This window comes from uncultured Halorubrum sp., assembly GCF_937146585.1.
Classification (GTDB): domain Archaea; phylum Halobacteriota; class Halobacteria; order Halobacteriales; family Haloferacaceae; genus Halorubrum; species Halorubrum miltondacostae.
Window position 1 is genome coordinate 1 of the sequence record NZ_CAKZRO010000164.1, and the last position, 11,091, is coordinate 11,091.

The 11,091-nt window shown below is 71.1% G+C and carries 10 protein-coding genes; 1 reads left to right on the forward strand and 9 read right to left on the reverse strand.

The window, feature by feature from the left end; genetic code table 11:
* The 9 genes from Q0116_RS13735 to glpA form a co-directional block, all read right to left on the reverse strand.
* Positions 1-547: metal ABC transporter solute-binding protein, Zn/Mn family (locus Q0116_RS13735; protein WP_343230111.1), on the reverse strand; the 547-nt coding region annotated here is incomplete at its 3' end.
* A 133-nt stretch (positions 548-680) separates the two neighbouring features.
* Positions 681-1,166 (reverse strand): YbaK/EbsC family protein, encoded by a 486-nt coding sequence (locus tag Q0116_RS13740; protein WP_297889526.1) that lies wholly within the window; start codon positions 1,164-1,166, stop codon positions 681-683.
* 117 nt (positions 1,167-1,283) lie between these two features.
* On the reverse strand, positions 1,284-2,009 hold the full coding sequence (locus Q0116_RS13745) for a ribosome assembly factor SBDS (protein WP_297889528.1): 726 nt from the start codon (positions 2,007-2,009) through the stop codon (positions 1,284-1,286).
* 85 nt (positions 2,010-2,094) lie between these two features.
* Positions 2,095-2,295, reverse strand: coding sequence for a hypothetical protein (locus Q0116_RS13750; protein WP_297889530.1), 201 nt, complete (start codon positions 2,293-2,295; stop codon positions 2,095-2,097).
* A 92-nt stretch (positions 2,296-2,387) separates the two neighbouring features.
* Complete coding sequence (locus tag Q0116_RS13755) at positions 2,388-3,794, reverse strand: CRTAC1 family protein (protein WP_297889532.1); 1,407 nt, start codon at positions 3,792-3,794, stop codon at positions 2,388-2,390.
* 80 nt (positions 3,795-3,874) lie between these two features.
* Positions 3,875-4,867 carry a hypothetical protein gene (locus tag Q0116_RS13760; protein WP_297889535.1) on the reverse strand — a complete coding sequence of 331 codons (993 nt, stop codon included), beginning with the start codon at positions 4,865-4,867 and terminating at the stop codon, positions 3,875-3,877.
* Between the two features lie 142 nt (positions 4,868-5,009).
* Positions 5,010-6,563: an anaerobic glycerol-3-phosphate dehydrogenase subunit C gene (locus Q0116_RS13765; RefSeq protein ID WP_297889537.1), complete on the reverse strand. Its 1,554-nt coding sequence runs from the start codon at positions 6,561-6,563 to the stop codon at positions 5,010-5,012.
* Positions 6,560-7,939, reverse strand: a complete 1,380-nt coding sequence (glpB, locus tag Q0116_RS13770; RefSeq protein WP_297889539.1) for a glycerol-3-phosphate dehydrogenase subunit GlpB — start codon at positions 7,937-7,939, stop codon at positions 6,560-6,562. Before glpB ends, Q0116_RS13765 begins: the two co-directional genes overlap by 4 nt.
* On the reverse strand, positions 7,939-9,756 hold the full coding sequence (gene glpA, locus Q0116_RS13775; protein WP_297889541.1) for an anaerobic glycerol-3-phosphate dehydrogenase subunit GlpA: 1,818 nt from the start codon (positions 9,754-9,756) through the stop codon (positions 7,939-7,941). Before glpA ends, glpB begins: the two co-directional genes overlap by 1 nt.
* A 380-nt stretch (positions 9,757-10,136) precedes the next feature.
* Here glpA and Q0116_RS13780 point away from each other — a divergent pair.
* A partial coding sequence (locus Q0116_RS13780) for a glycerol kinase (protein ID WP_297889544.1) occupies positions 10,137-11,091 on the forward strand: 955 nt, incomplete at its 3' end.

Consider the following 11,091-nt stretch of genomic DNA (forward strand, 5'->3'; position numbering starts at 1 on the left):
CCGCGAGCACCGGGTCCGTCCAGACGTGGGGGTCGTACCGGGTCCCGTCGTCGTGGTTCTCGCCGTCGTGACTCTCGCCGTCGTGGTCCTCACCGTCGTGTGTCTCGTTTTCGTGGGTCCCGTCGTCGTGACTCTCGCCGTGCGTGTGGTTCCACTCGAGCAGATCGCCCTCGAGCCCGGCGAGCACGTCGATCGTCGCGACCGTGTCGTAGTCGCTCTCCAGCGTCGCGGCCAGGTCCTGTGCCCACGAGAACTCGGGGCTGTCGAGGTAGACGAACGCGTCCGTCGCCGCGACGTCCGCCGCCAGGGTCCCGTCGGGGGTCCACCCGTGGCCGAGTTGGCCCACGTCGACCGGGTCCTCGAAGCTCGCGTTCTCGCCCGCGACCTCGTTGGCCCAGTCGTTGAGGGTGAAGAACGCGGCGTACCCGGCGTCGAACGCCTCGGAGCCGCCGTCCGTTCCGCCCGCGCACCCCGCCAGCGACGCCGCCGCTCCCGCGACCGCGAGTCCGGCACCGCGCCGCAGCACCGACCGCCGTGAGTGAGTCATACCGATCGGTAACACGGGTTAACAGAAAAGAGTTATTATTTCACAACTCGGTGTTAATAACGCGAGCGGCGAGATCGGCCGCCGATTAACAACGGCCGAGTCGGCGCGCAGTGGGGCCCGGAGCGCCCTCGGCTCACTCGGTGAGGTCGACGACCGCGGCGTCCGCGAGGTCGGCGAGCGTCTCCGGATCGATCGCGAACACCGCGCTCGGCGTCCCGGCCGCGCCGTAGACGGTGTCGTACTCGGTGAGCGTCGGGTCGAACGCCGCCGGGAGCGCGGCGTCGTGAGCGATCGGCGGGACGCCGCCGATGCTCCAGCCGACGACGTCGCGGATGCGGTCGGGGTCGCCCATCTCCGCGGCGTCGGCGTCGAAGTGGTCGGCGACGGCGTCGAGGTCGAGGCGGTTCGCGCCGCTCGTGATCGCGGCGACGAGCGATCCGTCGCGCGCGCCGCCGGAGAGCGAGACGACGATCGTCGACGCGATCGCGCCCGTCTCGCAGCCGAGGGCCGCGGCCGCGGCGGCCGCCGTCTCCGTCCCGGCATCGAACTCCAGCACGTCGACGTCGACGTCGTATCGCTCCTCCGCCCGTTCCGCGAACTCCGCCGCGCGTGGATGCATGCGAGACGAGACCGCGCCCCGCGGACATCAACCTCCCGGACGCGGTGAAACTGCGGACGCTGTCGCAGTCGCTCTCGGGTCGCGACCGCGGCCGCCGCCGCTCGGCTCGCTGCCCCGTTACCGGGTCCGGAGCTCGTCTTTGTCCTTGATCACGCGGGCGTCGCCCTCGCCCGAGGTGACCTCGTTGACGAGGTCGTAGAGGTCGTTCTGGAGCCCGGCCGGGAAGGTGAGCACCCCGACCCACGAGCCGTCGTTCTGCCACTCCTCGCGTTCGAGGTCGCCGAACTCCCGGATCTGCGCCTGGCCGGAGCCCGCGTAGTCGGCGGGGAGCTGGACCGCCATCGTCACCTCCTCGAACCGGATCGGGATCACCGGCCGCAGCGCGTCGAGCGCGTCGTCGACCTGGTTCTCCACCGGCTCCATCGGGTCGATCTGGAACCCGGCCTCCTCCAGCGCGCGCTCGATCCGCTCGGGCGGGTGCGGCGAGTCGTCCATCTGGGGGTTCACCGCGTTGCGCGTGATGGTGGTCACCAGCTGGTTGTGCTTCCGCTCTTGCATCTCCGCGCGCTGCTCGGCGGTGATCTGGATCTCCCCGCGCTCGACGACCTCCGGGATGATCGAGAGCGGGTCCGTCGTGTCGAAGACGGTCTCTAAGTCCTCCTCGGCGGGACGGTCGCCCCGCGAGGCGTTCTCGAAGACGTCCTCGGCCGCGATGACCTCCTCCAGCTCCCCGTCGAACTCGCCGCGCTTGATCGCGAGCGCGGCGTCGGGGTCGATCAGGACCTCGAAGCGCTCCCCGTGTGACTCCAGTCGGGCCGTCACGGCCTCGTCGAGCGATATCATACCGGACGCTACCACCCCCGCGGGCAAAAAGCCTCCCGCCGCCGTCCTCGTCGCGCCGCCCGGCCCTATTCGTCCGCCGCGCCGGCTATCTCCCGGCCGACGGTCGCTCGTCGTCCCACTCCCCGCGGCACGACTCCGAGCAGAAGTGTCGGTGGACGACGTCGTCGCCGTCGACCCACGTGATCGTTCGACGACCGCTTCCCAGCGCCGGCTCGCCGCACGTCGCGCACTCGGGCGCTGACTCCTCGTCGACGTCTTCCTCGAGGTCCGAGGTCGGATCCACCATACGTCTCCGTACGCCCGGGGGCACTTGAACCCGCGAAGGGCGGCAGTTCTGGCCACGGCGGCGTCCGTGCCTCGACGAGAGCGGTCCGGCGGCTACCGCCTCGTCCGCGCGTCGCGGTCGGTCGCCCTGCGCGACGGGTGTTCGACGGCGATCTCTCGGTCCGGGCTCGGGCCGACGACGGTCCGCTCACGGCCGTCCGGCCACCGCACGTCCACGCGGAGCGGCTTCCTACCGCCCAGCCCGAAGTGCGCGACCGGCTCGGTCTGACAGAGGCAGCCGCCGCCCGCGTCGATCGCCCGCCGCTGGACGCCGTCGGCGGTCTCCAGCGTGACGACCGCGCCGCGCGCCGGCGCGCCCTGCCGCGTCGTCGGGCGCACGCGGAGCCAGCCGCCGTCGGGCGCGTCCGGGTCGCCGTACACCGTCACCGGCTGCGCGGCGACCTCGCCGTGGACGACGAGGAGCTCGAGGGCCCCGTCGTCGTCGACGTCGGCCGCGACCGCGCCGGTGCCGAACCCGTCCGGCTCCGCGGCCGGCCCGAGCGGGACGGGCTCCCACTCCGGCGGCTCGCCCGTGCGGTCGACGCGCTCGAACAGGCGGTTCTCCGCGCCGCAGACGTTGAAGAAGAGCTCCTCTCGGCCGTCGTTGTCGAAGTCCGCGGCGACGACCGTCCGGACCGCGCCCACCTCGCGGAGCGGGGCGGGGGCCACGTCGTCGTAGCCGCCCGCCGGCGAACAGCGCAGGAGGCGGCTCGGCGCCGCCTCGTTGCCGACCGCGAGCGCGAACGTCCCGCCCTCGTCGACGACCGCCGCGCCGCGGGTGTCCCCGCCGGGGTCGGAGAGGGCGGGGCCGCCGTCGGTGCGATCGTAGTGGCCGTCGCGGTTGCTGAACAGCCGGTTCGGTCCCCCCTCGACGCCGGCGAACAGGTCGCCCTCGCGCGAGCGGTACGGGACCGCGAGCAGCGACCGACAGCCGCCGTCGACCTCCAGGCCGACCGCCTCGGCCATGTCGGTGACCTCGCCGTCGTCGCCGAGCTCGTAGAACGCGAGCGGGGCGGCGTAGCCGGAGACCGCGACGCCGTACCGGCCGGTCCCCAGTCGGTCGAGCGCCGCGACCGACCGGCCCGCGCGGACGTCGAGGCGGTCGGCGTTCACCTCGCGCGCGAACACGTCGGTCCAGCGGTACCGGTCGGCCTCGAGTCGGCTCAAGAGCAGGTCGGGGTCGCCGCCGTCGACGCCGCGCGCGCAGTTGTGGACGTACACCTCCTCGCAGCCGTCCGCGTCGAGGTCGGCCGCGCACACCCCCATGCCGTGGCGCGTCCCGTCGGCGACGATGCCGCATGCGGTGTCGACGTAGCGGCCGTCCCGCCGGGCGTACAGCCGGTTCGGCTCGCCGTAGCCGGCGACGAAGACGAGCGGTCCGTCGCGGCCGGGCGTCACCGCGACCCCGTATCCGCGCATCGGGCGTCCGTCGTCGAGGAGACCGGACCGCTCCGTGAACATGGCCGCCCGTCACCGCTCCGAGAATATGAACGCACGGGTTGGATACGAGCGACTCCCGCCGGGAGAAATGTTAATCGAGGCTATAGGTTCCGCTCGACGTAGCGGTTCAGCCGCGAGATCCGGTCCGCGTCGAACGTCCACAGCCCGCGCCAGACCCGCGGCTCCGTCTCGATCGCGAGGAGCCCGACGCCGCCCTCGACCCCGCGCTCGAGGTCGGTCTCCGGGTCGCTCCGGGCCGAGTGCGGCCCCTCCGGGGGACGGTACACCACGAACCAGCTGTCGGTGAAGTCCGGGTCGTCCCCGGCGTGGACCACCGCGTCGAGGTCCTTCGGGAGCCTGTCGGGGACCCCGTAGAGGTGCGTGTCGACGTCGGTGTCGGTGACGCGGTCGTACACCTTCCGCGTGCCGACCTCGTCGTCGATGCGCGAGAGCCGCTGGAACGACGAGCGGAGGGTCCCGTCGCCGGCCATCCACGCCACCCGCTCGATGAACCGCGAGATGGTGATGAGCAGCAGCTTCTGGCGGTTCGACTCGGGGTATCCGCGGAGGGTGAACGTGGCGTCGTTGAGCCCGCTTATCACCGACGGGAGGTCGACGTCGCTGAGCGAGCGGCTCCCGGTGACGTACAGGTCCGAGTTGACGAAGAGCACGGCGTCGCCGAGCTCGGCGAGCGTCGACCCGGCGACCACCTCGTCGTCCTCCATGAGCAGCACGAGGTTCTCGACCTCGTCGAGGTCGCCGCCGTCGAACGGGACGTCGTCGTGGTGTCGGAGCACGTCGACGTCGAGCGAGGGGGCGGCCTCGCCGTCACCGTCGACGACCCCGGTCGTCGCCAGTTCTCGGGCGGTGAGACCGGGAGCCGGGTCGCCGCCGGCGACTCCGGCCGCCCCCGCCCCGTCGGTGATGCGTCGGTCGCCCGGGCCGGTCGTCACGCGGCCGTCCACCACCCGTACTGCGTCGTCGCCGAACGTGTCCACGAGCATGTTCAAGACGGGGTCCGGGTCGGTCCGGTTGACGATGACCACGGAGCGCTCGGGGCCGTCGAAGCGATCGAGAAACCGTTCGAGAGTCACGTGCTCCGTTGTGAGCGAGTCCGCCGGATAAAGATTCGCGCAGAATTATTCGATCTGAGAAACGGCGCGCGAGAGCGAGACGCAGCGGGTCTCGGAGCGGCTCGGTCGCGAGGCCGAGCCGGACCCGCGAGCGGCGAGGTCGTTACGCGCCCAGCGTGTCCTCCAACAGCTGGAGCGGGTGCTCGATCTCGTACCCCGTCCCGTGCTCCATCTGCATCGCGCAGGTCGGACACTCCGTCATCCCGACCTCGCCCTCGGCGTCCTCCATGTGCTCGAACATCTCCTCGCCGATCTTCATCGACTTCTCGTACTTCTCCTCCTTCCAGCCGTACGTCCCGGAGATGCCCGAGCAGGAGTCGCCGACGTCCTCCATCGTCACGCCGTCGACGTCGCGGAACGTCTCGACGGCCTGCCGGGAGAGGCCCTGGTTGCGGGCGTGACACGGCGCGTGGTACGCGAACGCGCGCTCGTCGTCGAGCCCGCCGGCCGCCTCGAGCTCGCCCTCCAGGTCCTCGTGGATCCGGAGGTACTCCAGCGCCTCGAACGTGTGCTCGGCGAGGTCTTCGATCCCGTGGAGGTCGAACAGCTCGGGGTACTCCTGGCGGAGCGACATCGAACACGAGGTACAGGAGGCGATCACGTCCGCGCCCTCGCCGATGGCCTCGACGAGGTTCTCGACGTTCGTCTCCGCGTGGCGGCGGGCGTCCTTCAGCATCCCGTTCGCGAACATCGGCGTCCCCGAGCACTTCTGGGGCGGGACCATCACCTCGTAGCCGAAGTGCTCGTAGACGCGGACCATCGCCTTGCCGACCTCGGGCGTGTTGTAGTTGGAGTAGCAGCCGTGGAAGTACGCCACGCGCTTGTCGGGGTTGTCCACCTGCGCGCCGCCGCGCGCCTTCCACCACTCGCGGAACGTCTCCGTGGCGAACTCCGGGAAGTCGCGCTCCTTCGGGATCCCCATCGCCTTCTCCATCGCCCACCGCGCCGGGCCGAAGTTCATCGCGAACGACGCCGTCCGCGGGAACATGCTCGCGAGGCTCGCCGACGTGCGGTAGTTGGCCAGGATCCGGTTCCGGATGTACTCGACCGAGAGCTTCTCCATCTGCCGCTCGACGTACTGCCCGCGCGCCTCGTTGTGCATCTGCGAGAGCGGCACCGAGGAGGGGCAGGCGTCGTCACAGCGCATACAGTTCGAACAGGAGGTGATCGACTCGTCGATGTCGTGGTCCTCCTTCCGCTTGAGCCGCCACTGCTCCGGCCCCTGGAACTTCGGTCCCGGGAACTCGTCGTCGACCTCGGCCACCGGACAGGAGGTGTCGCAGCTCGTACACTTGTAACAGGAGTCGGCCCCCTCGCGCAGGTCGAGGTCGCCGCCGGGGAACACGTCGACCGGGTCGTACGCGTCGGGGTCGAGCTCCGCCGAGTCGGTGCCGCCGGTCGCGCTCTCGGTCCCGCCCGAGGCGCTCTCGACGCCGCCGTCGGTGGCGGCCCGGTCGTCGGCCGCCGGTCCGTCGTCGCGGCCGCCGGCCTCCGCTTCCGGAACCTCCCCTCCGTCGGGGACGAATACCGACGGCCGCTCGTCGCGGCCGGCCTCCGGGACGCCCGGGGCCGGCTCCCCGCGGCCGCACCCGTCGGTCGGTTCGGTCGTCTCGTTCGAGTCCCCCGCGTCGCCGTCGTCCTCCGTGTGTCGTGTCATTGGCTCGCCTCCGTCGCCGCCTGTCGCCCGGCCACGATGCCGGTCGCGAGCGACACTCCGCTCGCGGACTTCTCCCTCGCCGCGTCCGCGCCGCCGACGACGCCGCCGGCCGCGAACACGTTCTCGTACTGTGCCGCTCCGTCGCCGTCCGTGGGTCGACACCGCTCGTCGGGGCGGACCCCGAACCGCGCGTACGGCTGGTCGCCGAACGCGTCGTCGACGAACCACTCGTACCGGTCCGCCGGCTGGTCGACGTGGAGGTCGAAGACGGGCTCCCGCACGCCCTCGCGGTCGGAGTCGAGCCCCTTCCCGACCAGCCCGCCGGTCGCCAGCACGAACGCGTCCGCGCCGTACGGGGCCGTGCGCCCATTCCGATCGACCGCGACCGTCTCGACCCGGCCGTCGGTCGCGGACTCGACGCCGACGACGGGGTTCCCGGTCTCGAACCGGACGCCCTCGGCGTCGAGCGCGTCGAACAGTCGGTCCTCCAGCCGCAGTCCGGGGAGGCTCGGCGGGCCCATCGGGATCTCGAAGACGTCGGCCCCGAGGCGGTCCGCGAGCTCGTCCCGGACCGCTTCGCCGCGGTCGTCGCCGAGGAACGCCGGGAAGCCGACGCGCTCGACGCGGTCGACGCCGCCGTCCTCGTCGACCACGTCGTGGAGGTGCGGCGAGACCGCCTTCGCGAGCGCCTCGCGGGCGGGGACGCCGTCGATCTCCTCGTCGTGGTCGAGCGCCTTCGCGAGCCGGGTGATCTTCGCGTCGGCGCGGAACCCCTCCGCGAACTCGACCTCGGCGCCGGCGACGTCGAACGGCACGCCGGCGGCCTCCAGCCGCCCCGCGAAGGCGCGCGCGTCGTACTCGGTCAGCGACCGGAACCCGACGACCAGCATCGGGCGGTCGTCGCTCGCGAGGCCCGCCTCGGCGGCCGCGGGGTAGCGCGCCGTCGGCTTCACCGCGCCGCCGAAGGTGGGGACGAGCGCGTTGCGCTCGGTGTGGCCGCCGCGGTACGCGTCGCCCGCGAGGTCGTCGAACAGGGTCAGCCCCTCGCGGAGCGCGTCGCCGCCCACGACCCGGTACGGGTGTGACTCGGGCAGCCGATCGATCCCCTCGAAGGGGTCGGCGAGCGGGCCCTCCGGGTCGGGCCACTCGTCGGGGTCGAGGTTGCGTCCCGCGGTCGGCGGCCCGTCGCGCAGGGGCTTCGCGGGCTCGGTCGCCGGGACGTAGCCGAGCGCGTCGATCAGCCCGGAGGCCTGTCGCAGCGTGCTCGCCTTGTGGGAGACGAGCCGCACGTCCGCGCCCTCGCGGGCGGCCGACACCGCGGCCGTGACCGCGGCGAGCCCCCCGCCGATCACGAGGACGTCGCTGTTTATCGCCATCAGCGCCCTCCGTCGTCGGCGCGGCCCCGATCGGTGGCCGCGTCGTCGTTTGCGCGGCCCCCGTCGGTCGCCGCGTCGTCGCTTGCGCGGCCACCGTCTGCGGCCGCAGTTCCGGCCTCGCCTCCGGCGTCGGTGGCGTCCGCGCCCCCGGTCCCGTCGTCGAACGCGCCGAAGTCCACCGACTCCTCGAGGTTGGAGGGGTCGCCGTCGCGGTTCATCGTCGTCGCGTGGAGCATGTGGTTCAGCATCGCCTGCGAGAGCTGCTCGCCCCACAGCGCGTGCCGCTGGCCCTTCCAGCGCTCCTGGTACAGCTCGTCCTCGGCGTCGCGGACGACCGGCTCGGGGTACTCCTCGGCGAGCTCAGACGCGATGCGATGCGTACAGAAGCCCCCCTGACAGTTCCCCATCGAGGCGCGGGTCCGCAGGCGGACCGCGTTGAGGTCGGAGCCGGCGTCGTCGACGGCGTCCTGTACCTCGGCGCGGGTCACGCTCTCGCAGTTACAGACGATCGGGTTCGGGTCGTACTCGTCGAGCACGTCGTCGGCGCGCGACCCGAGCCGCTGGCCCGAGCGCCGGGCGACGGGCGAGCGCAGCCCGAACTCGTCCATCAGCTCCTCCATGCGCGCCGGGTTCTCGGAGCCCGGCAGCGGCGCGTCCGCGGTGTCGCAGGTCGCCTCGTAGTCGAGCGCGTCGCAGACGTGGTCGCTGATGGACTCGGCCATCATGCGGTACGTGGTGAGCTTCCCGCCGACGATGGTCGTCATCCCCGGCAGGTCGTCGCGGTCGCCGTGGTCGAGGAGGAAGTAGTCGCGCGTGATGTCGGTCGGGTCCTCCGTGCCGGTCCCCGGCGGCTCGTAGAGCGGGCGGACGCCCCAGAACGAGCGGAGCGTCCGCGCGTCCTCGAGCGCGGGGACGAGCTCCGAGAGCGTCTCGATCATCAGGTCGACCTCCCAGTCCTCCTCGGGGTAGTCCTCGGGGTCGTCGACCTCCTCGTCGGTCGTGCCGAGGATACAGGCGGTCTCGTGGGGGACGATGATGTCCGCGTCGCCCTTCGGCCGACACCGGTTGATCACGGTGTCGACCTGGCGGGTGTTCATCACCGTCATCACGCCCTTCGAGGGGCGGACCTCCACGTCGACGCCGGCCATCTCGCCGACGTTCCCCGCCCACGCGCCGGTCGCGTTGACCACGTGGCGCGCGCGGATCTCCTCGGTCGTCCCCGGCTCGCGGTGGACGCGCTTGCCCGGGCCCGTCTCGTGTTCGATCTCGACGCCGACGATCTCGCCGTCCTCGACGAGCACGTCGGTCACCGGGGCGTGCGTCTCGACCCGCGCGCCGTGCTCGCGGGCGTCGGCCGCGTTCGAGACGCAGAGCCGGAAGGGGTCGATCGCGCCGTCGGGTAAGGCGATCGCCTTCTCGACGTCCCGCGCGAGGTACGGCTCGCGCCGGCGCGCCTCCTCGCCGTCGATCACTTCGACGGGGATGTCGCACGCCTTACACCCCTCCAGCTTCTCCTGGAAGTACTCCTCCGAGTCCTCCGGCCGCTTGACGAACAGGCCGCCGGTCTCCTCGACGCAGTGCCCGGCGATGTCGCGGAGCACCATGTTCTCCTCGATGCACTCCTTCGCGCTCTTCTGGTCCGAGACCGCGTAGCGGCCCCCGCTGTGGAGGAGCCCGTGCATCCGGCCGGTCGTGCCGTGCGTCAGGTTCCCCTTCTCGACGAGCACGGTGTCGAGCCCCCGCCGCGCCAGGTCCCTGACGACGCCGCATCCGGTCGACCCCCCACCGACGACCACGACGTCTACTTGTCTGTCCATGCGAGGCCCTTGGACCACGCCCACTTTACTTTACCTCCCGAGGTGCCCCGCGCATAACTATCAGGGTCATTCAAGTAGTGTAATCGCTGTCGTTGCCGACGGGTTTATGTACGAGAGTTTTTCACTTGCGCCGATATCCGGATTTCAACAGGAAGATTATTATGGTAGTACATTATGTTCACGACCGGCGTGGTAGCTTCCATGAAAATATGTCGCGGCGGCGTCGATGCGCTTTGCGGCCGTCTCGGACCGGCTCCGGACGGGCCTGACCGAGCGGACGCGCGACGCGACAGCGAACGCGGCACCGGGGCCGGCCTCGACGGCGAGGGCGACTCGGCCACCGCCGCGCACGGACCAGCGCCACAGGAGGGATCCACAACATGACACAGTATGTCGGTGCGATAGACCAGGGGACGACCGGGACTCGATTCATGGTGTTCGACCATGAGGGCCAGGTCGTCGCGAACGCCTACGAACAGCACGAACAGATCTACCCGAACCCGGGTTGGGTCGAACACGATCCCATGGAGATCTGGGAGAACACCAAGCAGGTCGTCCTCGACGGCCTCGCCGACGCCGACCTCGAGGCGAGTCAGCTCGAGGCGCTCGGCATCACCAACCAGCGCGAGACGACGATCGTCTGGGACAAAGACTCCGGACGGCCGGTCCACAACGCGCTCGTGTGGCAGGACCGCCGGACGACCGACCGCGTCGAGGAGATTCAGGAGGCCGGCAAGGTCGAGGAGATCCGCGAGAAGACCGGCCTGGAGTGCGACGCGTACTTCTCCGCGACGAAGACCGAGTGGATCCTCGACAACGCGGAGCCGCTCAAGATGCAGAGCTCCCGCGGCGGCGACCTTCGTGAACGCGCTCGCGAGGGCGAGCTCATCATGGGGACCATCGACACGTGGCTCATCCACAACCTGACGGGGAACCACATCACGGACGTCACCAACGCGTCCCGGACGATGCTGTACAACATCCGGGAGATGGAGTGGGACGACGAACTCCTCGACGAGTTCGACGTGCCGAAGGAGATGGTCCCCGAGGTACGCCCCTCCTCCGACGAGGACTACTACGGCCACACGGACGCCGACGGCTTCCTCGGCGAGGAGGTCCCGGTCGCCGGCGCGCTCGGTGACCAGCAGGCCGCGCTGTTCGGCCAGACCTGCTTCGACAAGGGCGACGCGAAGAACACCTACGGAACCGGCGCGTTCTACCTGATGAACACCGGCGAGGAGGCCGTCGCGTCCGACAACGGCCTGCTCACCACGGTCGGGTTCCAGATGTCCGGCGAGCCGGTCCAGTACGCGCTCGAGGGGTCGATCTTCATCG